The organism is Herbaspirillum sp. Her2 (genome assembly GCF_057961375.1).
On the sequence record NZ_CM176331.1, the window covers coordinates 5393659 to 5416422 of the forward strand.

15 protein-coding genes and 1 pseudogene are annotated in these 22764 nt (G+C 56.3%); 6 read left to right on the forward strand and 10 right to left on the reverse strand.

Annotation, left to right across the window (positions count from 1 at the left end):
- Positions 1-43: 43 nt before the first annotated feature.
- From ACWHXP_RS24565 to ACWHXP_RS24575, 3 genes are read right to left on the reverse strand one after another with little or no spacing between them, the layout of a single operon-like run.
- Positions 44-1111: an extracellular solute-binding protein gene (locus tag ACWHXP_RS24565; RefSeq protein ID WP_489634837.1), complete on the reverse strand. Its 1068-nt coding sequence runs from the start codon at positions 1109-1111 to the stop codon at positions 44-46.
- A gap of 34 nt (positions 1112-1145) precedes the next feature.
- Positions 1146-2174, reverse strand: a complete 1029-nt coding sequence (locus tag ACWHXP_RS24570) for an ABC transporter ATP-binding protein (protein WP_489634836.1) — start codon at positions 2172-2174, stop codon at positions 1146-1148.
- Positions 2174-2938, reverse strand: coding sequence for an ABC transporter permease (locus ACWHXP_RS24575; RefSeq protein WP_489634835.1), 765 nt, complete (start codon positions 2936-2938; stop codon positions 2174-2176). The genes ACWHXP_RS24570 and ACWHXP_RS24575 overlap by 1 nt, the downstream gene beginning before the upstream one ends.
- Positions 2939-3187: 249 nt before the next feature.
- On the opposite strand from ACWHXP_RS24575, the gene ACWHXP_RS24580 reads away from it, so the two are divergent.
- Positions 3188-4132, forward strand: coding sequence for a LysR substrate-binding domain-containing protein (locus ACWHXP_RS24580; protein WP_489634834.1), 945 nt, complete (start codon positions 3188-3190; stop codon positions 4130-4132).
- Between the two features lie 275 nt (positions 4133-4407).
- Positions 4408-5565: a porin gene (locus ACWHXP_RS24585; protein ID WP_489634833.1), complete on the forward strand. Its 1158-nt coding sequence runs from the start codon at positions 4408-4410 to the stop codon at positions 5563-5565.
- 340 nt (positions 5566-5905) lie between these two features.
- On the opposite strand, the gene ACWHXP_RS24590 is transcribed toward ACWHXP_RS24585, so the two are convergent.
- Complete coding sequence (locus ACWHXP_RS24590; protein ID WP_489634832.1) at positions 5906-7708, reverse strand: sensor domain-containing phosphodiesterase; 1803 nt, start codon at positions 7706-7708, stop codon at positions 5906-5908.
- Between the two features lie 361 nt (positions 7709-8069).
- On the opposite strand from ACWHXP_RS24590, the pseudogene ACWHXP_RS24595 reads away from it, so the two are divergent.
- Positions 8070-9130: pseudogene (locus ACWHXP_RS24595) on the forward strand (IS630 family transposase).
- A gap of 184 nt (positions 9131-9314) precedes the next feature.
- On the opposite strand, the gene ACWHXP_RS24600 reads toward ACWHXP_RS24595, so the two are convergent.
- The 3 genes from ACWHXP_RS24600 to ACWHXP_RS24610 form a co-directional block, all read right to left on the reverse strand.
- Positions 9315-10112 carry a transporter substrate-binding domain-containing protein gene (locus ACWHXP_RS24600; protein ID WP_489634831.1) on the reverse strand — a complete coding sequence of 266 codons (798 nt, stop codon included), beginning with the start codon at positions 10110-10112 and terminating at the stop codon, positions 9315-9317.
- A 135-nt stretch (positions 10113-10247) separates the two neighbouring features.
- A complete protein-coding gene (locus ACWHXP_RS24605) occupies positions 10248-11189 on the reverse strand; it encodes a MurR/RpiR family transcriptional regulator (RefSeq protein ID WP_489634830.1) in 942 nt (313 codons plus the stop codon).
- A 308-nt stretch (positions 11190-11497) separates the two neighbouring features.
- The gene (locus tag ACWHXP_RS24610) at positions 11498-12397 is read right to left on the reverse strand and encodes a LysR family transcriptional regulator (protein WP_489634829.1); all 900 of its coding nucleotides are present in this window, start codon (positions 12395-12397) and stop codon (positions 11498-11500) included.
- A 207-nt stretch (positions 12398-12604) separates the two neighbouring features.
- On the opposite strand from ACWHXP_RS24610, the gene ACWHXP_RS24615 reads away from it, so the two are divergent.
- Together ACWHXP_RS24615 and ACWHXP_RS24620 are read left to right on the forward strand one after the other, a co-directional pair.
- A complete protein-coding gene (locus ACWHXP_RS24615; protein WP_489634828.1) occupies positions 12605-13564 on the forward strand; it encodes an agmatinase in 960 nt (319 codons plus the stop codon).
- An 82-nt stretch (positions 13565-13646) separates the two neighbouring features.
- The gene (locus ACWHXP_RS24620) at positions 13647-14060 is read left to right on the forward strand and encodes a RidA family protein (protein ID WP_489634827.1); all 414 of its coding nucleotides are present in this window, start codon (positions 13647-13649) and stop codon (positions 14058-14060) included.
- A 1252-nt stretch (positions 14061-15312) separates the two neighbouring features.
- Here ACWHXP_RS24620 and ACWHXP_RS24625 read toward each other — a convergent pair.
- The 3 genes from ACWHXP_RS24625 to ACWHXP_RS24635 all read right to left on the reverse strand — a co-directional run bounded on the left by ACWHXP_RS24625 (position 15313) and on the right by ACWHXP_RS24635 (position 19744).
- Positions 15313-16923: a methyl-accepting chemotaxis protein gene (locus tag ACWHXP_RS24625; protein ID WP_489634826.1), complete on the reverse strand. Its 1611-nt coding sequence runs from the start codon at positions 16921-16923 to the stop codon at positions 15313-15315.
- Between the two features lie 134 nt (positions 16924-17057).
- On the reverse strand, positions 17058-17258 hold the full coding sequence (locus ACWHXP_RS24630) for a hypothetical protein (protein WP_489634825.1): 201 nt from the start codon (positions 17256-17258) through the stop codon (positions 17058-17060).
- 236 nt (positions 17259-17494) lie between these two features.
- Positions 17495-19744: an ATP-binding protein gene (locus ACWHXP_RS24635; RefSeq protein WP_489634824.1), complete on the reverse strand. Its 2250-nt coding sequence runs from the start codon at positions 19742-19744 to the stop codon at positions 17495-17497.
- A 698-nt stretch (positions 19745-20442) separates the two neighbouring features.
- Here ACWHXP_RS24635 and ACWHXP_RS24640 point away from each other — a divergent pair.
- Positions 20443-22659: an OsmC domain/YcaO domain-containing protein gene (locus tag ACWHXP_RS24640; RefSeq protein WP_489634823.1), complete on the forward strand. Its 2217-nt coding sequence runs from the start codon at positions 20443-20445 to the stop codon at positions 22657-22659.
- Positions 22660-22764 lie beyond the last annotated feature (105 nt).

Sequence of the window (22764 nt, forward strand, 5' to 3'; positions counted from 1 at the left end):
TCGCCGCCCTGACATGACATGCCAGGGCGCACGCATGGCGGGCTTACTTCAACAGCACGGCACTAGTCCACTGACGGTCGATCTCGTCCTTCTTCGCGGCAGCCTTCTCGATATCCAACGCGTGGATCTGCGGTGCATCGGGGAGCTGGACGGCGCCGTCGCCCGCTGCTTTGACGGCGATGGCCGGACGCACATAACCCTTCACGAACAGCGACTGGCCGATATCGCTCATCACGAAGTTGAGCCACAGCTTGCCGGCATTCGGATTGGGGGCGTTCTTCACCAGGCTCATGGCATAGGGCGCGGAGACACTGGCTTCGCGAGGAATGACGACCGCAATGGCATCACCCATGCCATCGGTATATTTGGCCTTCAGACCATCGCTCTCGTAGCCGATCCAGATGGGGATTTCACCCTTGAGGAACTTGGCATAGGGCGTCGTGGCTTCCACGCGCAGGACGTTGCCCGACTTGTGCAGCGTGGACAGGTAGTCCAGGCCGGGCTTGATCTGGTCCACGCTGCCGCCGTTGCCGTAGGCCGCCGCCAGCACGGTCACCTGGCCCACGCCGGCTGAGCGCGGGTCCAGATAGACGACGCTGCTCTTGTATTGCGGCTTGAGCAGGTCGGCCCAGGATTGCGGTACTTCCTTGACCAGCTTCTTGTTGACCAGGAAAGCGATGTTGAGCGAATGCACGGCAAACCATTTGCCATCGGCTTCGCGGAATACCGGCGGCAGCTTGTCGAAGTTGACCGGCTTGTAGGTCGCCACCACATCCTTCTTCACCGCATCCAGCGCCGACGCGGCGAAGTAGTAGGCGGTATCGGCCTGCGGACGGCGGCGGGTCTTGTCGAGCGCGACGACGGTGGCGGCTGAACCGAGATCGTTATAGGTCAGCTCCACTTCGGGATAGCGCTGCTTGAAGGCAGAAAACAGCGCCTTCCAGTTGGCCCATTCAGGGCCGGTGTCGAACGAGACGGCCATGCCTTCGGACTTGGCCTTTTCGTACAGCGCGGCCTCGCCCGGATAGAGCTCCTTGAAATCGGCCGCCATGCTGGTGGCAGTGGACATGAACGCGGCCACGAGGCCGGCGATGCGAAGGTACTTGATCATAGTGTTTCCCCGAGAATGAAATGGCTGGACAGGATCAGGATTGCAGAAGATAAATATCTTCCGGTTTGATGGAAATGCGATGCGCGGGCAAGTCCGCGCCCTCTCCCAGAATCGCGGCAGTGCCGCCCCTGGGGAAGAAGTCGTAACGTTTGGTGGCACCGAGATAGCGCACGGTACTCAGCTCTCCCTCGATGCAGTTCGGCGCGCGCGGATCAGCGACGACGCTGACGCATTCCGGGCGGATCAGCAGCCACACCTGCGTGCCCACGGCAAGCTTGCCGGTGTGTGTAAGCAGCAGCTGGAAGCCGACATCCACGATGCCATCGGAGACAACGCGGCCGGGCAGTATCGTGGAATGGCCGACGAAACCGGCCACGGCACGATTGACCGGGCGTTCGTAGAGCTCCTGCGGTGTAGCGACCTGCAGAAGGCGCCCGCCTTCCATCACGGCAATGCGGTCGGCGATGGCCAGGGCTTCTTCCTGGTCATGCGTGACCATCAGGGTGGTAGCGCCAAACTCGCGCTGCAGGACCTTGATCTGATCGCGCAGATAGCCACGAATGTTGACGTCCAGCGCCGACAGCGGTTCATCGAGCAGCAAGGCGCTGGGGCGATAGGCAAGCGCGCGCGCCAGCGCCACACGCTGCTGCTGTCCGCCGGAGATCTGGTGCGGCAGGCGTTGTGCCATCTCGGCCAGATCCACCATCGCCAGCATGTCGCCGGCCCGGCGGACCGATTCGTCACGGGAGATGCCGCGCATCTTGAGTCCATAGGCCACGTTGTCTTGCAGGCTCAGATGCGGGAACAGCGCGTAATGCTGGAACACCATGCCGATATTGCGCTTGTGGACTTCCACGTCGGTCAGGTCATGTCCATCCAGGACGATGTGCCCGCTCTGCTGGCCCAGCAATCCGGCCACCAGGCGCAGCAAGGTCGATTTGCCGGAACCGCTGGCGCCGATGACGGCCAGCAGTTCGCCCTTGGCGATGTTGAGACTGAGCTGATCGATACCATGCCGGCTCTGGCCATAGTGAAAAACGACATCGTTGAAATGCAGACCCATTATCGTTTGGCAAAATAAGTGGAGATGAGGGAGGCCATCGCAGCCAGCAGCAGCAGAACCACCGTGGCCGCACAGGCCAGGCCGATAGCGCCGTAGAAGGCTTGCAGCAAGACCACCGGATAAGTGCGATTGGAAAAACTGGAGAGCAGGTTCGACAGTCCGAATTCACCGATAGACAGCGCCGAGACCATGGCCAGTCCGGAGATCAGGCTGTGGCCGAGATTGGGCAGCACGATGCCGAAAAAGCGCTGGGCACCATTCGCACCGAGGGTCGCTGCCGCCTGCTCCAGCTGATCCAGCTTCAGATGGCGCAGATCGCTCAGCAGCGTGTTGGTGAGATAGGGCATGGTCTGCATGGTGTGCGCAGCGATCAGCAGCCCGAACGAACCTTGCCAGGGCAGCCAGTCCGAATTGAAGACCAGCAGATAGCCGAAGGCCAGGGTGATGGTCGGTACGGCGATGGGCATCGAGGCGATCAGGCCGGTGGCCACTGCCTTGGCGCCACGGCCGTTCTTGTACAGATAGTAGGACAGCGGCACCGACAGCAGCGTCGACAACACGCAGGTACACAAGGCCAGCGTCAGACTGGAAAAGAACGCGCGGCGCATGGACACGTCCTGCCACAGCGCGACGAACCAGGAGAGCGTGAATCCCTCCGGCAGCAAGGTGTTGGTCCAGGTCTGGCCCACCGAGCCCACGCAGACCAGCGCGATGGGAAGCAGCAGATAAAGGCCATACGAAATTGAGATCAGTCTGAGTAGCATCTTTTTTACTCTGTCCGGAATGGAACCGGCTGCGGCGATGCACGACGGTGTATCGAATCGAACGAGATTCTATGGTAGCTTTCCGGGCTGCATTTTGCGCATTCTGCATGCAACGGTGAGGACTGCTCATCGAGAAGAACAGAAAGCCACACCCGTCAAGCAGCGTCATGTTCCTGTCATATCCGCTTGTCAAACTGGCGCCCCGTCTGGCTTCCGCCCGGACGCAAGACGCTCCCCGCGCACCTCCCAATGAAGAGAATCTGTCCCACGATCCATGAGCTGCTGGCCTTCGAGGCAGCGGCGCGCCATCTGAGTTTCACGGATGCCGCCGATGAGCTCTGCATCACACCCAGCGCAGTCAGCCGGCAAGTCTCCAGCCTGGAGGAATTTCTGGGCGTGGCGCTGTTTCGCCGCAGCGGCAAAAAGCTGGTGTTGAGCGGCAACGGCAAGATGTATCTCTCCAAGGTAGCGCCGGGGCTCAACATCATCAAAGCCGCTTCGCTGGACATGTTGGCCGTCAGATCTTGCGACAGCTCATTGACGCTCTCCAGCGTACCGACCTTCACCACCAACTGGCTGATCCCGCACTGGCCGCTGTTCCAACAGATCTATCCGGATGCCAAGCTCAATTTCAAGGCACACGTTTCATCCGATGAGATGTTTCCCCCGGACGTCACCGCAGCAGTGCGTTTCGGCAAGGGGACCTGGCCCAACGTGGTCTCCGAATACCTGATCGGCAACCGTTTCGTGGTGATCTGCCGGCCGGACGACTTGAAAGGCGAACGCGCCATCAGGGGCGTGAACGATATCCATCGCCACACCTTGCTGCAGCACATCGAGGCGCCGGGCAGCTGGGAACGGTGGTGCGACCACGTGAAGATCGACAAGTCACGCGCCCTGCTGGGGCCAAGATTCGAGCAATACTCGGTGCTCATTTCAGCCGTGGTCAACGGCATGGGCATCGGCCTCGTTCCCGAATTCCTGGTGGGGCAGGAGCTCAAGAAGGGATTGCTGGTCAAGCCTTTTTCCACCAGTGTGGAAATCAATCAGGGGCACTATCTCTGCTATCCGAAGGAGCAGTTGAACCTGCCCGTTTTCAAGGCTTTCCGCACCTGGTTGCAGACGGCCTGTGCCGATCCGCGTGATGCGCACACGGTTGCACCACTGCGTGTTCAGGCCAATACTCTGGCCTGACAAGTTCACCTCGAATTGCTCTTCGTCGCGCGCAGTCCATCTGCGCATCTGTTAGTTTTTCCCCCTCCCGCACTTTCTCGCAACCACCGTCCGTGATGCGTTCGCCGCTCATCGTAGTGTGCGAAAAACTCAATTTTCACTCTGCTTCGGCTTCATAGAATTGAGCCCGCTACATCGCCTCCTTTTGCGGGTGCTTGTTGAAGACAGGCGCAAATCCCATTGGATGGATGTGGCAAACGACAGGCCACTTCTTTATGACAACAGGGGAAATCAACATGTCTTTCAAAGCAAATGCGCTGGCTGGCTCGGCGATCGCCATGATCGTTCTGGCCTCGCCTGTTCATGCGCAGAGCAACGTGACGGTGTATGGCAGGCTTAACGTCGGCTTCGTCAATTATTCCGGCTATGGTCAAGGCCGCGGTGCGGTCACGCAGGAGAACAACCTCTCCAGCCGGATCGGCTTCAAGGGCCACGAAGACCTGGGCGACGGGCTGGCAGCCACCTTCATGCTGGAGTCCGGTTTCAGTCCCGATACCGGTGCCGGCGCCCTCGGCAGCCGGGAAAGTTCGGTCGGACTGCAAGGTTCCTTCGGATCGGTGAAGGTCGGTTACATGCTCAATCCGCTAGACGATCTGCATGGAATCGCCGGCCCGGGCTACGGGACCAGCATGATGAACGACAATCTCAACGGCTTCTGGGCCAATGGCTACAGCAACACCTTCACCGGCACCAGCGGCAACGCCGGCAGCACGGCCTGCACCCAGGTCGCCGGCAATGGCGGCTCGACCAACAGCTTTGCCTTTGACAGCCGCTTCGGCAATTCCATTCGCTATGACTCACCGGTGATCAATGGCTTCAGTGCCGCCACGCATCTGTCGCTGGGCGAAGTCACCGGCTGCAACGGCATGGCCTGGTCCAGCAAGGTGCAGTATCAGCGCGATGCCGCCATCGTGGCACTGGACTACGATCTGCATCACAACGTGCGCGGCACTGGCTTGAATGACCAGCTTCTGATGCTGGCGGCCGGGTATTCGGTGACGCCTTCCCTCTATCTCGGCGGCTACTTCCAGGCGCTGAAATACAGCAACCCCGGATTGCGGGACCTGCGCCAGAACGGCTTTGGCCTGACCGCGCGCAAGAAGGAGGGACCGCATACGCTGGAGCTGTCCTGGTACCACGCAGGCCAAGGGCATGGCGACCAGACGCCGGTGTTCTCCGGCATCTATGTCGGCAACGGCAGTGCTTCCAACATCATCATGCTGGGTTACCGCTACGCGCTATCCAAGCGTACCGAACTGTGGTCGCAGTTGGTGCAACTGCGCAACGGAGTAAACGCCAAATACGATATTGGCGGCGCGGGAAGCGCGGGTGGGGCCGGGCTAGCGAGACGGAACATCAGAGCGCTTGCAGTGGGTATCAAGCACGATTTTTGATTTACGCATTAGATGAGACCGACCGTCGCGCATTCCTACGATGCGACGGTCTGATCTGTGTCGTCTCTGCTTACGCGATTTGACTGCCTCAGCGCTGAGCCAGGCTGAAAGTCTGACCCATGTCATGGTTAGAGATCTAAAGTTACAGCCCATGACAACGCCCGCGCAATCCGGACGCCCATCTTACTTTGCGGGTAATTCAACGCTAACAGTGAAGATATTGTGTTCGCATTCAACTCGAATTTGACTTCAGTGGCCCTTGATGATCAGGTGCTTTCCGAACCATTCGATTTGCCAGTAAACAACCAGGCTCTACATGTAATTTCCCCGCGCACCGGAACTAACCCCGCACCAACACCCAGCTCCACGCCTCTTCCGCTGACATGGGCATCGCGATACCATAACCTTGCCCGTAGTCACAACCCAGGTGTCGAAGGATTCGCTGAACTTTCTCAGTCTCCAGACCTTCTGCTACTACGGCGAACCCAAGTCTCTGCCCGAGATTTATCATCGACGGGACTATCTGCTGGTCAGCATAGTTACTGTCCATCGAACGTATGAAGGATTGATCGATCTTTAGATAATCCGCGGGGATATTTTTCAGATAGCTAAGGTTACTAAACCCTGCCCCAAAGTCATCAATCGCCACCTTCACACCAAGACGCTTAATATTTTGGATTTTTTCGTAAAGTTTTTCAGGATTCTTGCTAAAGCCACTTTCAGTGAATTCGATCTCCATCAAGCCCGGTGGAATGCGGTGATGCTCAATAAGATTTCCGAGCGCCAATATCATTTCCTCATTATCAAAATCGCGTGCCGAAACATTAATGGCTACAGGAATAGCCTTCCCCTGCTTCAACCATCTTGCAGCCTGCTCGATTCCGCGCTGTAGCACCCATAGCGTAACCTGACGAATCAAAGCGGTTTTTTCGGCTAGGGGAATAAACAAACTTGGAGAGACTACACCGTGCAAGGGGTGATGCCAGCGCAATAAAGCCTCCACACCAACGCATTTCCCAGAAATCAAAGAAATCTTGGGCTGATAAACTAGCTCGAATTCCTGAGTAGAGAGCAGTGCGCCTGGAATAGCTGAGAGCAACTCAAAAGAGTGCTTCTGTACGTGACCCAGCGGCAGATCGAAATGACAATGCAAAGTTCCACGCTCGCGTGCAACGCCTGTCGATGTCAGTAACGCAGGCACTACTTCATTGTCTTCCTCGCATCGCGATAACGGTACTATCCCTATCGAAATCACTAAATGATGAGGAATTCCCTGATGATTTAGGTTTTCCATAAAGGCTTGCTTTATCTGCTCTATCCTCGGCAAACAATCTTCATTTTTTTCTAAAAAAGCGAATACAGTCGTGCCTATACGATAGAGGCCCATCTCACCCAAAGCCAGGCGGATCTGCTCTTTCGCTTGAATCAAGAATCCTTCGACGTAATCCCAGCCGAGCGCTTTTACCATGTCATCAAGATAGCTACGGTCACAAATATCAACGGCCACCGCAGTCAGCTTGTTCCGTGAGCTACGTAGCTCAGGTGTTCCCTGTAGCGCCTGTAAATCAGCGAAAAAGTGATTCCTGTTAGGTAGTTTGGTAAGGCTATCTACATAACTGTTCTCCCGTAAGATTTCAAGCCGCGCCATCACGATGGCTGCTAGCCGTTGCAGCGTAACCGCATCATCCACCGTAAATTTCTCCCGTGGGGACTTGCCAATTATGCATAAAGTACCCAAGCGCAGACCTGTCGGCGTCACAAGTGACGCGCCGACGTAGAAGCGAATACCCGGTTCACTAAGGACGAGTGGATTATCTGCAAAACGGTGATCACGGCTTGCATCTGGCACTATCAACAAACCATTTTTCTCTATCGCATGGGCGCAGAATGACTGTGACCGTGGCGTACCGGATGCCTCTAATCCTTGGCGTGACTTGAACCACTGTCGATTTTCCGCAACAAGAGAGACTAACGCAATCTCGACCTTGAACAACCTTGTTGCTAACTCTGTAACAAGGTCGCAAATTAAGTCTGGTTGCGTGTCCAGAATGCAGTAAGAGTCCAACGCGGCAAGCCGTGCGCGTTCATCCGTATTTTTATCCGCCATCGATAGTTGGCTAAGTCTCAAGCTGTCAGCATTCATGTGTATATTCTGATGGTATTTAGCTGTAAGCGCTAAGAATTTCAAACGCAGTTAGCTCCAATAGCGAACCGCTTAAAGTTAGGAGCGATGAAGGCTCAGTCATTGCTGCGTCAGCGTTGCCGAAGAGCAGCCCGGATGAAGTAAATGCTTTCAGATTCCCTTCTGTCCAAGCACTGCGCCCCTTCTTGACGTTTGTTTTTCAAACACTGCCCTTTTGAAGCGAATATATATGAATGCTAACCCGCGTGACTTAGGAATTTCCCTTATACAAGCCAAACCCTCCTCGGAATCTCGTGGCTCAAACGTATTTCTAGTCCACTGAATCATTGAAATCAGATGCATTGTGCCCAGATATTGAGGCATGCAAAGAATCATGTTGACGATCGAGCAGCGTGCTGAATTGGATGCTGTGATGCGCAGGCGTCACGGCAATGCCGCATTGGCGCGTCGAGCGCGGTGCGTTGTGCTTTGGAGCGACGGAGAACGCCGGGTCGATATCCGCAGCAAGCTCGCCTGCAACGACGAGTTCGTCTCGAAGTGGACTGCGGCGTTCCAGGCGCAGGGGCTGGCTGGGTTGGTGTCTTTGCATCCTGGTCGTGCGCCGAAGACGCCCGTGGCCAAGCTCGAAGCTCGGGTTCTGAACCGAACACTCAAGCACCTTCCCAAGGACGGCTCGACGCACTGGAGCAGCCGCAAGCTGGCCGCCGAACTCGGCGATGTGTCGTTCTCTGCCGTGCAGCGCATCTGGCGCAAGACGGCGTGCGCCCGCATCGGCTCGATACCCACATGGTCTCCAATGACCCGGACTTCGAGACCAAGGCGGCCGATGTGATCGGCCTGTACCTGCAGCCGCCCGCGCATGCAGCCGTGTTCTGCGTGGATGAGAAGACGGCGATCCAGGCACTGGACCGCAAGGACCGGATGCTGCCTCTGTCGCCCGGTCGGGCCGAGAGCCACGGCTTCGAATACACGCGCAACGGCACGCTCAGCCTGTTCGCCGCGCTCAACACCAGCACCGGTGAAGTGCTGGGCAAGACCGCTGCCCGCCACACCAGCGAGCAGTTCGTGACCTTCCTGGAAGAGATCGTCGCCAGCCAGTCCAGCCGCCGTGAGATCCACGTCATCTGCGACAACGTCAGCAGCCACAAGACGCCGCGTGTGCAGGCGTTCCTGGCCAAGCATCGCCGTGTTCATATGCACTACACCCCGACGTACTCGTCGTGGTTGAACCAAGTCGAAAACTGGTTCTCCCGCATCCAGCGCGACGTCATCACTCGCGGCGTCTTCACCTCTGTCAAAGACCTCGACAAAAAGCTCATGTGCTACATCCGTCAGTACAACAAAGACCCAAAGCCGTTGAAGTGGACATTCAACGATCCGACTCGACGCATCACATCCGATTCTTCGGATTCAGTGGACTAGCAGGAGGACGTGGGCCGCCACGCGCGTGCGATTACCCGCAGTGATCATCGAGGATATCGATGAGACTGTACAGGGCGATGCGCCGGATGTGCTGCGGGATACTGTGCATCCTGCCGCTCCAGCCAGTGCGCCATGGCAGGGATGATGCTCATCGGATCAACTGCCATGGCGGAGTGCGGCTCGCTCAATCCGGCAACGGCCCTGCCGGTGCACCCAGCCAGGTCTGCGAGAACTTGTCGATGGTGCCATCGGCGCGGGCTTCGCGGATGATCATGTTGATCTTCGCCAGCAGGGTTGATTCTCCCTTGGGCATAGCCACGTAGCAGGGAGCATTGGACAAGATCACCTTCAGTTCCATGTCCAGCGAGGGATTCATTTTCTGCAGTGCTGCCGCAACAGTGGTACCGGTGGCGAACATCTGCACATGCCCGGCCAGGAAGGCCGACAGCGTGGCATTGTTGTCCTCGAAGCGCTTGACCACCGCACCCGGGGCCATCTGTTCCAGTTCCTGGTCCTGCGTCGAGCCGCGGGTTACCGAAATAGTCTTGCCGTTGAGTTCGGCAAAGCTGCTGGCCTTAACCCTCTTGGTACCGAATACCGCATCGAAGAACGGCGCATAGGCCAGGCTGAAGTCCACCACCTTGGCGCGTTCGGCGGTCTTGCCCAGCGACGAGATGGTGATGTCGGCCTTGCTGGTCTGCAGGTAGGCGATGCGGTTGGGCGCGGTCACCGGCACCAGTTCGACCTTCACGCCGAGCTTTTTGCCGATCAGTTGTGCCATATCGATGTCGTAGCCACGCGGGGTCATGTCGCTGCCCACCGAGCCGTAGGGCGGATAGTCGGTCGGCACGGCCACTCGGATGGACTTGCGCGCCATGATGGTGCTGTAGAGGCCGTCGGCCAGCACGGGCGAACTGGCGACGGCGAGGCTGGCCGCGAGGGCCACTGTTGCAAGCAGGGTGAGCATTGGACGGCGTTTCATGGAAAACCTTTCTGGAGCCAAGCTCCGTCGATACGCAGGATGAGTTGGGGCGAGAACGCCTTCTGGCGTGCTTGTTGTCCGTCGCATGTCTCGGGCATGCGACGCTCCGGTAATGCTTTGTGCTCTGCGGCCTCTTCAGGTGCCGCGTCGTCTGTTGCGGGTGGACGCGGCCGCGCGCGGTTCCAGCGCGGGAGCTTCCTCGCCCTGACTGCCCCACCACTCGCCCACGCCCCAGAGTTTTCTCTCGGTGTCGGCGATCTGTGACTTGATGTTGATCTTTGCGGTGGCGGCCATGAGCGCCGCCAGGATTTCCGCCACCAGAAAGGCCGGCAGCAAGGTATCGAAGAATGAGGCGCCCTTGTTTGGCACGATGATGGCTTCGCTGGCCATGCGGGCCATGGGCGAGCTGGCGCTGTCGGTGATCACCACCAGCCGCACGCCAGCCTTCTGCAGATGGGTGGCGATCGACATGGCCCGGCGCGAATGCGGCGCCATGCTGCAGATCAGTGCCACGTCGCGCGAGGAGGGTTGGTGCATCAGCTTCATGATGCCGCTCTCGCCGGCGCCATCCACCAGCGTGACATTGCACGCAAAGAATTCACACACATGGGCGAATTGGAAGGCCACGGGGAAGGAACCGCGCAGACCCAGGCAAAAGATGTCACGTGCCGCCGACAGCAGCTTGGCCGCGCGCATGATGGCGGGCATGGTTGGACCGCTGGCGAAGGAGCGCATCTGCGCTTCGGCGGTCTGCACCAGGTCCATGGCCAGGGCTTCCTCGCCGATGCGCTGGTGCAACTCCACCAGGCCCTGGGCGCGTGAACCGAATTCGCTGCCATGGCTGCGCAGGCTGGCCTTGAACACTTCGCGCACGGCGTCGTAGCCGGACAGTCCGATCGCCTTGGCAAAGCGCGTCATGGTGGAAGGCGGCACCTCGATCAGGCGCGCCTGTTCGCGCATGGACAGCACCGCCACCTCGTGCGGGTGATCCAGCACGAAGGCAGCCACCTCCCGCACCTGGCGCGACAGGCGGTCGAAGCGTTCCTTGATGAGGACAGTCAGCGCAGCTTGGTTCACGATGCAGGGCCGGGGCGGAAGATAGCCCTGTATGAGCAACATGTGTGCCAATTGCCGGCACAAACGATCCAAATGAACCATTTTCGGCAGCACCACGCCTGCCTCTGTACGGCTCTGCCACCGGGCTTGCGCAGCACCGCGACGACCTACGACGATACAAACGAAACAGAAAGCAGCCCTGCCTGCATCACCGGCGTCTCAGGCACCAGGGGATGGCGTAACAGCCTCCCCCCGTCAGCGGCGGCGCAGCGCCCCGTCATGGGACGTCACGCCCCATGACGGCGCAGGGCCGTGACGAAGCGGATAACTCAGTTGCCCAGATGCGCGGCGGAACGGGCGTGCAACTCGCGCAGCAGGGAGAGAAACAGTTCAGCGCGGTGAGTGGAAGGACGGTGCGGGTCGGTCACGGCGCAGATCGGATGGACGAAGATGGGGCTGACGCGGCGCGCGCGCAGGGCGTAGCGCTTGCCGATTAGTTGCACGTAATGCGTGGGCAGCAGGCCGACATAGTCACCGCTGGCCACTAGCAAGGCGATGGCTTCCAGGCCACCGGCCTCCGGCCCGCGTTCATAGTCGCCACCCGCCAGCACCTGATCGACATAGGGATGGGGCCGGTATACCAATGGCCAGACCGCCTTGCGCGGCTCGCCCCCCTCCTTACGCACGGCGCCATAGAGGCGATGGCTCTCGACAAACAGCGGCAGGTAATCGAATTCATCATCGCCCGGATAACGGCCACGAATGGCGATATCCACACGCTGCTCGCGCAGCGCCTGATTCAGATCAGGAAAGGTCATCACCTCAATGCGCGGCTGCACCTGGGGGGCGCGTCGCCTGAGCGCGGCGATGGCTTGCGGCAACTTGCAATCGGGATGACTGAGCGCGTGCTCCACCACCCCCAGCGCCAGCGGGCCGGACAGCACGCCATGCACGGCATCGATCTCGGGGCGAATGCGCTGCAGCGAACGCAGGGCGGTGGTGGCCAGCTTGAGCGCCACCTCGCCCTCGGGGGTGAGCCGGAAACCTGCCGGCCCTCGCTCGCACAGGCGCACGCCCAGTCGTTCCTCGACTTCGCGCACGTGGCGGCTGATGGACGCCTTGGACATCAGCAGCACACGCTCGGCGGCGGCAAAGCCGCCGGCTTCGGCGACGTTGCAGAAGACCCGCAGCGAGCGCAGGTCACGCTCATCAAAATCCAGTCTGATCATGACGCTCCTGTCGGCATGCACCGATGCGGTGAAATACGGTGAAATGCGAGGAAGATACAAAGTCTCGAAAAACGAAACTATACCTCCAAAAGAATCATTTTCTATCATCACTGCGACTCACTACAGTGAATGCATGCCACGGTCGCTCATCGCACCCTCAATGATGCATTCAGATCCCGCAGCATTTCTCCCACCAGGAAACCACCCATGGACAAGCTCACCGCACCGCGCACCGGCCACAAGACCCTGCTGTATTCGGAACTGGTCATCGACATCACCGATTTCAAGGCCGACATCGCAGTACTGGGCGTTCCCTTCGGTGCAGCCTACGGCCCGCGCCAATACAGTAACGACCAGACCAATGCGCCGCAGGCGCTGCGCGACCTGAGTGACCGCATGGTGCGCCATCCCAGCCACTATGACTTCGATATCGACGGCCCGCTGCTGCAGGAGCGCGAGGATATCCGCTTCGTCGATTGCGGCGATGTCCTGCCCGACCTGGCCCAGCCGGAGCTGCACAAGCAGCGTGCCGAAAGTGCGGTGCGCCAGATCCTGCGCGGCGGCGCGCTGCCCATCGTGCTGGGCGGCGACCACGGCATCACCAACCCGGTGCTGCGCGGCTTCGATGAAGTCGGACCGATCACGCTGGTGCACGTCGATGCCCACTTGGATTGGCGCGACGAGGTCAACGGCGTGCGTGACGGTCTTTCCAGCGTGATCCGCCGCGCCTCCGAACTGCCCTACGTCAAGCACATCGTGCAGATCGGGCTGCGCGCCCAGGGCAGCGGCCGACCGGCCGACTATCGTGCCGCCAGGGAATGGGGAGCCGATCTCATCAGCGCCTATGAATTGCACGACGTCGGCATGGATTCGGTGCTGGCACGCATTCCAGATGGCGGCAACTACTACCTGACCATCGACGCCGATGGTCTGGACTGCGCCATCATGCCGGCCGTCGATGGTCCCGCGCCGGGAGGTGTCACTTTCCTGCAGGCGCGCAAGCTGATCCACGGCCTGGTGCGCAAGGGCCGCGTGGTGGGCATGGACATCGTGGAAATCCAGCCCGCCAAGGACAATGCCAGCAAGATTAGCAGCATCACCGCCGGCCGCCTGATCGTCAATCTGATTGGCGCCACCATCCGCGCCGGTTATTTCGACAAGAAGTAAGACGCCGGACCGGCCGTAATCCGGGCCGGTCCGTCCCTCTGCCCCCCAGGCTGTATTTCAACCATCCATTTTCGGAACCGACATGCCCCATACTCGCATCCGCAAGTTCAACACCCGCGAAACCTATCCCGAACAAAAGCTGGACAACGACCTTTGCCAGGCCGTGGTGGCGCGCGGCACCATGGTCTTCCTGCGCGGACAGATCGGCCAGGACCTCGATACCTCCGAGAGCGTCTGCATCGGCGACGTCAAGGGGCAGACCGAACAGGCCATGAAGAACATCGACATGCTGCTCAAGGAGGCCGGCAGCCAGCTAGACCATCTCTGCAAGCTGACCATCTACATCTCCGACCCGCGCTTCCGCGAGGATGTCTATACCGTGGTGGGCAAGTGGCTCAAGGGCGTCTATCCGGTCTCGACCGGGATCGTGGTGACCGCCTTCGCCCGTCCGGAATACCTGGTCGAGGTAGATGCCACGGCGGTGATTCCTGACTGATTAGCCTGATCGGAATACGCAAATTCTCTATGCAGTGACCGTCACGTGCGGCACTGGAACACTTCCGGTAAGTAGCTGTGCTTGGGCCGCATCGATGATGCGGCCATTTTTTCAGGTCAGGTCAAACTGAATAGTCGACGCAAGGCCGGATGCCGCTTCCTGACGTGACATATTAACAATGGGAGCGACGAGTTGCGAAGCACTGTGATTAAACACAGTGAAAATCACTTTCCCACCCTTGCGCGCGCGGTTGCCCCCACCCCGCGCCTGCCCGCTACATAGGTCGATTTTGACTCAAATTTTTAGCTGGCGCCGTAGCCCAACCAGCCTGGGCTGGGCCTCCGTTCGACGACCAGAAAATCTGACGCAGTTTGTCGCAAAATTGAGGCAAATTGAGAGGATCAAATCGAAAGGGAATAAACATATTTCCGTCAACGATCTCGGCTGCAAGGGATGCTTTGATTTTCAGGAGGTAGCGTTTTTAGTCTAATCGCTCCGTCTGGCTCATAAACGATTAGGCTTGATAGAAGGTTAAGAACCATTCCCAAATACATAACTCCAGCAATAAGGAAAAGCCAAAACCTCTTACTCATTAGAATCATCCCGCAAGTAAAGAATTCTTTTAGTCGTGACCAATCTAGTAGCATGATTTTCTCCACAAATGCAAAGCCTGCTGAGCTGATCGATACGGTTGGCTTCAAGGCACGCCTTGATTGCTAGCAAAAACTATATATCTAAATTTTCAAGGGAATCAGTAGAATTTCTTCGCAGGGCGTGGGAGTCGTGTTGTTGCGCGAACGTATCGCTTGTTAAATATGAGTTCTTCTTGCGCAAGTAAAAAAAGAGCCATACCGCAAATGCCGATCCACAAATCGTGAAATAGCAGCAATAAACATACCCCACAATTTTCAGTATGCTTTTAGCGACTTGGATCGGATGGGGCATCTGCACCTCAAATTGTTTGTATGTGCTTGCTTTTCCAAGAGCCGCCAATCATTGCCAACGCAATCGTTGATAACACAGTCACACTTCTAAGAATAAGGTCTGTTAGTTGATGTGTATTAGTCGCCTTAATAATAGGCTAGAACATATAGATCAATATAATATTTAATATTTTTTGCATATTTCATGTGTTTTTTGAGTATTTTGTAGATGCTGGATACCATTTCCCTCATTGAATACGCTGCCGCTATAACAAAACCACCCGCATGAAGCGGGCGGTTTTCTATGAGATAACCTATTCAGCCCAGGGTCAGGTCACTAGAATTTGGCTGTTCTCTCGCTCAATATTGAAAGGTGCGGCGGGCCTCTGCGCACTATCAAGCTTGAAAGTGGATACCAAACCGGCCAATTCACTCGCCTGCTCCATCATCGAATTGGCAGCGGCAGCAGCCTCTTCGACCAGCGCAGAATTCTGCTGAGTGGTGTCATCCATGTGCGTGATTGCGAGATTCACTTGGGTAATCCCGTGGCTTTGCTCCTGACTCGCATGAGAGATATCAGCCACCACATCGGTCACCCGATTAACACTTGTGACGACATTTTCCATAGTCATACCAGCTTGCTCGACCAAGCTGCTTCCGCGGCCAATCTGTTCTACCGAATCGTTGATCAGCTCGGTAATTTCTTTTGCTGCTGTAGCGCTCCGTTGTGCCAGGCTGCGGACCTCCGACGCAACGACAGCAAAGCCTCGTCCCTGCTCCCCAGCTCTCGCAGCCTCAACGGCGGCATTCAGTGCAAGAATATTTGTTTGAAACGCAATCCCGTCAATAACGCTGATGATGTCGACGATTTTTCGCGAGGAAGAATTAATACCCTCCATTGTGCTAACCACCTTGCCAACCACCTCGCCCCCTTGGGTGGCAACGTGCGAAGCGGACACTGCTAGCTCACTTGCTTGCTTTGCATTATCAGCATTTTTCCTTACGGTGGACATCAGTTCTTCCATCGCCGAAGCTGTCTCTTCCAACGCGCCCGCTTGCTGTTCTGTACGCGAGGACAAATCCAAGTTGCCTTTCGCGATCTCAATGGATGCCTGTTCGATAGCATGGGTTCCTTCTCTTACCCGACCCACGATTCCGACCAAGCTGTCGCGCATCTTCTTGATGGCGAACAACAAACTAGTGGTATCGCCGGCTTTCACATCCACCGTAGAAGTCAGGTCGCCGGCTGCGATTTGCTGCGCAATGTCTGCGGCGTAGGCTGGCTCCCCACCGAGCTGCTTCCGAAGGCCGCGCGTGATCGCGTATGCGACAAGCGCCGAGATGATTGCCACAATGGCGGTCAAGACGGCAACCACCACAGAGGTCTTTAACGCCATATCGATAGTGACTTTATGTGCCTTAGCATTCTCAGCGTCTACTTCTTCGATAACCTTGTTGATATCAAGGACGATCTGGCGGCGCAGCGGACTACATTCGTTAACCAGAAAATCACGAAACTCTTCGGACTTTCCACCTTCACGATAGATACGCGGCCGCTTTAAGTCATCGGCCATCTGCAATAGACCCGCGCGTACCTTTTCAAAACCCTTGTTGCCCGCAAAGTGCGGTTCCATGTCTTTCAGCGCTTTGAGATAGAGTTTTTTTTGCTCATCAACGATTTCCAGCTCTTTTTGCGCATCCGAGTCACTTCTGAAGACATAAGCATTGCGAGCGGCAATGCCAGTCTGATCAAGAGCTTCTCGCGCAAGGTAAAGTGGCAGCAATCGCTGATCCTGTACGGCATCCGCCGCCTTAATGGAAACAGTAAGCGAATTGATACTGCTGAGAGCTATTCCCGCGAGCAGGACTGTCAGTGTTAATAGCGCCGCGAACGCTAACGCTAGCTTGGTTCCGATCTTCATATTCTTGAACGCATTCATATATCTTCCCCCAGGTCAAGTACGAGCATTTTTGAGTGATTAATTTCCATGGAATTAATGTGTGTTTTCTTGAAATATAAGCTAGTCCGTCTTTATTCGCATTAGGATTTTTCCCTACAAGAGGATGAAAAACCTCAGATATGACTTGCGGCAATTAGCAGAATTGCTGTATTAGGCTGCGGGCGAAACGGAATAAGAAGGCGTATACGTTGAAGCGGCTCAGGGTGGGCATCATTTCCAGATGTAACTAAACTCTGGTTATGTAGCTGTTTATAACCACCAGAAAAATCAGCAACCTTTGGCTGATTAAGGACGTTGGCAAATGTAGCAAGCATTCGTATCCGCCAATGAAAATCCCGCTTCGCACTTTTCAACGGGCCGAGCCTCCATAAAGGATTGAGATGCCTTAAATTTCTTGGTTGCGAAGCAAAAAAGGGAGTTAAGTCTTTGATATTATTAAAATCGGCGTCGGACTTACAATCAGTGGTACAGGGGCTATGTCAGCGTTTCTTAATAACAAATCTCGCCCAGGATTTGACGTGAAAACGCCCGCGCGATGCGGGCGTTTTCGTTACTTTGCAGGTAGTTCAACTATGAAAGTGACGATATTTTGTTCGCATTCAACGTGGATTTGACCTTTGTGACCCTTGACGATCTCGCCGACAATATAAAGCCCGAGACCTAGTCCGTGGCTATTGCGACGATTGCCTAAAGAAGTTTTTTTATAGGGCTTGAATAAGTCCCGTTGGAGAGCTTCAGGAATTGGTGCTCCATAATTGGAAACGGATATGACAAGCGTCGGTCCTCGACGAAATGCTATCAGCGTGGATGGCATACCTGGCTCACCATGATGACGGCTGTTGGAGAGAAGGTTAGAAATCACCTGGCTTATCCGGTCGCCATCAATTTCGACGTCTCCGCAATCTTCGGCCTCGAGGATGATCTCGTTGTTAGGATAGGCCACTCGTGCTTCGCTAACTATCTCGCTTGTCATCCTGCGTACATCCAACGGTGCGCGATGAATCTGTAACCCCAAGCCACTTTGTAGCCGACTTAGATCGAGAATCTGTGAAATTAGCCGATGCATTCGACTGGATGATGCGGAGATTCGCTGGCTCAGCTTGGAAGAAACGTCACTGCCTTCACGTACTTCCATCATACGAGCCGCCATCATAATAGCTTGCAGCGGATCACGGAGATCGTGCCCGAGAGTAGCTAGAAGATTTTCGCGCGCGCGCTTCAGCATGTTTTCATTGGATAGAGCCACCTCTTGCAAAGCCAAGCGTAGATTTAGTGCCGCCTCTAATTGAATCTGTGTCCATTGCAAACTCTTGTCCGACTTTATCTCTTGCGGAATTGCGAAGGAGCTTTTAGGTGATGAGTGCGGTAACAATCGATTTTTATAAAAAATCTTTTCAGAATCATTGCTCCAAAGTTGTTCTATCTCCCGCGCATTCCGGAACCAAAAGACGAAACCATTTCGTTCGCGATAGAAACGTACCGCTAGCATGCCGCGTACGTTCTCAAAACGTTCCTTGAGCGAGGGCACGGCGGCCGCAATATCAGTGGTATAGAAGATGTCTCCTGGATTCTTTTCGTTAAACCAATTGATAAGAGAATTGATATCTTCTTGCGCTGGTGACTGTCCTAGAGTTTGCGTTTTGCGGTCTAGTGAGATTGCACCGCCAGAGCTATTTACGAGGGAGAGTAAAGATTCGCCTTCCGCCCCCAATGCGGATACGATGTCTTCGTGCTCCATGGCATGAGCAACGATTCGGCTTGTAATCGCCATATTGCGCTCCGTTGCTTGTGCTCGCTCAATGTTGAGATTGCGTTCCACCATGGTACTCACAAATTGGGCGATTAACTGACATGACATCCGCATAGGATGAGGAGCCAAGCGGGGTTTTATGTGATAGCAGGAAATGAGACCCCACAGGTGGTCACCGCAGACGATGGGAAAACTCATTGAGGCATTTACCCCCAATTTGACCAAATAATCCAATTCTTTCGGAGAGGCGCAGCGCAGAAAGCTCACGCTCAGATCCAATGGCATCTCGCCAGTCACATAGCGGGGGGGCTCTAGCGGAACTGCCGGAGAATTGATGTCGGCAATTACACTTACCGAATTGACTGCTTGCATGTAGCGAGCTTGCCTGGAAGGATTCATCGCTGGATGGCCTGTAGCTGAAAGAGGCTGGAGGTCCTCTTGTCGATACTCAGCGATTACTTCGCTACTGCCATCATCAATGGAGCGATATGCCACGACCCGGTCAAAACCGGTGATGAGTGCCATCTCAGTGACTACGCATGTAATGAGATCGTCGATGCTTTGCTTTCGTTGAAGGCGTTGGAAGGAATTATGCGCCGCTGATGAAAGTGTCTCTAGGGATATCGATTCAGCAGGACGATGTTCAAACTCAGCGAAGAGCAGACCGTCTGCTTTGTGCATAACGAGATCGAACACCCCGGGTGGAAGTGTGACCACGAGAGATTCTACATAACCGCTGCGCTCCCTCAATGCCAGCTGAATAGATGCGCAAAGTGGGGCTCCTAAATGCAGCTCCGTAAGTATTTCCCCAATTTGCGGAAGTACTCCGAGATACGCTTCAGCGTTGGCGCTGCGCGAGACCAAGACACCTTCCTCATTTAGACACAGTAGCGCCCCGTGGCTCTGAATTGAGTGAGCGGAGTAGAAATGCTCCTCTTCATCGTCGACGTGGTCGATAGGCCGTTGAAGCCCTTGGAAAAAAGCGTTATTCAACGCCAACTTTCGACTGGTTTGGCGTGCGATTAAAAGTGACAAAATTTCTACGGGCAAGGCGAATCATAGAGACTGTTATGTACTCACACTAAAAAGGGTTAGGGACGTGCCTGATATTCGCCCTCCCGCCAGCACCATCAGAGTTCTTCATTTTTTTTTGTGTATCTTGAATTTTCTGACTAAGCGCCATTTCAGGAAATCAGAAAAATCCTGAAAAGTCAATAAATTTTTGCAGAGATCCCTTTACGAAAGTCGGCGGCTAAGCCCGAAAGATCGTTGCCTTGAGGTGCCAACTCTTGATTTGGTCCTTACTTGCATATGAAAGCGAAGATTCCGCTTCGCAATTCTTAAACGACCCAGGCTCAATAAGGGCTCACGAGGCGATGAATTTTGTAATTGCGAAGCAAAAACTGGGCTAAGTGTTTGATATAATTGAAAACCGCACCGGACTTGTAATCAGGGGGTGGCGGGTTCAAGTCCTGCAGCCAGCACCAAATACCGAAGCGGCTCACAGCAATGTGAGCCGTTTTCTTTTGGCCCGCAACCTTGCAGGTCCATCGTGATCCAGCGCGCGCTGCTTGCTCAACATGGGCCAGCAACGCTGGTGCAACCGCACTAGGCTATCATCGAAGCTCTTTTGCGCGACGACTGCCGGACTCGCTCCACGGCCGTCGCCGTCGTCGCGACAAAATTGTGGGCCGCTGTCGCTCGCATGCCTTACCGCCATCTCTTCGGTTCATTCTCGGAATCTCGCCATGGAAATCAAAGTCAACTTCCTCGACAAGCTGCGTCTTGAAGCCAAGTTCGACGACTTTACCGTCATCGCCGACCAGCCCATCCGCTACAAGGGAGACGGTTCGGCGCCGGGTCCCTTTGATTACTTCCTGGCGTCATCGGCCCTGTGCGCAGCGTATTTCGTGAAGCTGTACTGCAATACGCGCAACATCTCCACAGAGAATATCCGGCTGTCGCAGAACAACATCGTCGACCCCGAAAACCGCTACCAGCAAACTTTCAAGATCCAGGTCGAACTGCCACCCGACATCGAGGAAGCGGACCGCCGCGGCATCCTGCGTTCCATCGAGCGCTGTACCGTCAAGAAGGTGGTGCAGCAGGGACCGGAATTCATCATCGAGGAAGTGGAGAGCCTGGACGCCGACGCGCAGTCCCTGCTGACGCTCAAGCCCGAGGCTGGCTCGAGCACGCACATCCTGGGCAAGGACCTGCCGCTGGAGCAGACCATCGCCAACATGTCCGGCCTGCTGGCTGACCTGGGCATCAAGATCGAGATTGCTTCGTGGCGCAACATCATTCCCAATGTGTGGTCGCTGCACATTCGCGACGCGCACTCGCCGATGTGCTTTACCAACGGCAAGGGCGCGACCAAGGAAAGTGCGCTGGCTTCGGCGCTGGGCGAGTACATCGAGCGCATCAGCAACAACCACTTCTATGCGGGTTCCTACTGGGGCGAGGAGATCGCCAATGCCGAGTTCGTGCATTACCCCAACGAGCGCTGGTTCAAGCCCGGCCGCGGGGACAAATTGCCCAAGGAGATCCTGGACACGTATTGCCTGGAGATCTACAACCCCGATGGCGAGCTGCGTGCCTCGCATCTGGTCGATACCAATTCCGGCAACGCAAAGCGCGGTATCTGCTCGCTGCCTTACGTGCGCCAGTCCGATGGCGAGGTGGTGTATTTCCCCTCCAACCTGGTCGAGAATCTCTTCGTCAGCAATGGCATGAGTGCCGGCAATACCTTGCCTGAAGCGCAGGTGCAGTGTCTGTCGGAGATTTTCGAGCGCGCGGTCAAGCGTGAAATCCTGGAAGGCGAGCTTTGCCTGCCCGATGTTCCCCAGGAGGTCCTGGCAAAGTATCCCGGTATCGTGGCCGGTATCAAGGGACTGGAAGAACAGGGTTTCCCGGTACTGGTCAAGGATGCCTCGCTAGGTGGCGTCTATCCGGTGATGTGCGTGACCTTGATGAACCCGCGCACAGGCGGCGTGTTTGCTTCCTTCGGCGCACACCCGAGCTTTGAGGTAGCGCTGGAGCGCAGCCTGACGGAACTGCTGCAGGGACGCAGCTTCGAAGGGCTCAACGATCTGCCGCAGCCGACCTTCGAGAGCAATGCCGTCACGGAACCCAACAACTTCGTGGAGCACTTCATCGATTCGTCCGGCATCGTGTCCTGGCGCTTCTTCAGTGCCAGGGCGGATTACGCATTCGTGGAATGGGATTTTTCCAGCCAGGGCGAAGATTCCAACGCCGAGGAGGCCGCTACGCTGTTCGGCATTCTGGAGGAGATGGGCAAGGAGGCCTATGTCGCTGTCTACGACCAACTGGGGGCGACCGCTTGCCGCATCCTGGTGCCAGGCTATTCCGAGGTGTATCCGGTCGAGGATCTGATCTGGGACAACACCAACAAGGCGCTGCTGTTCCGCGAGGATGTCCTGAACCTGCATCGTCTGGATGACAAGGCCCTGGCTGCCTTGCTCGATCGTCTGGAAAACAACGAGCTGGATGATTACTCGGACATCGCCACCCTGATCGGAATTGACTTCGATGAGAACACCGAGTGGGGCCAACTGACCGTCCTTGAACTGAAGCTGCTGATCAATCTGGCCCTGCAGCAGTTTGAAGAAGCGCATGACCTGGTCGGTGCCTTCCTGCAATACAACGACAACTCGGTGGAACGTGGCCTGTTCTACCAGGCGTTGAATGTCGTGCTGGAAGTGGAGCTGGATGATGAGCTTGAGCTATTCGACTATGAGACCAACTTCCGCCGCATGTTCGGCGACGCGCGCATGGATGCGGCCATCGGATCGGTGAACGGCAGCGTCCGCTTCTTTGGCTTGACGCCGACCAGCATGAAGCTCGAAGGGCTGGATCGCCATCAGCGCTTGCTGGATAGCTATCGCAAGCTGCATAAGGCGCGTGCCCTGTTTGCGCAGGCGGATTCTGCGTCAGCGGCTTGATGCTGTTGTCTGTGGGCTGATGATGACGGCTTGGTCGCGTGGGTGATCAGGCCGTTTTTTACTGCGCAGCGAAACTGGTTGTTGTCGAAACGAAGGCTGGTCACT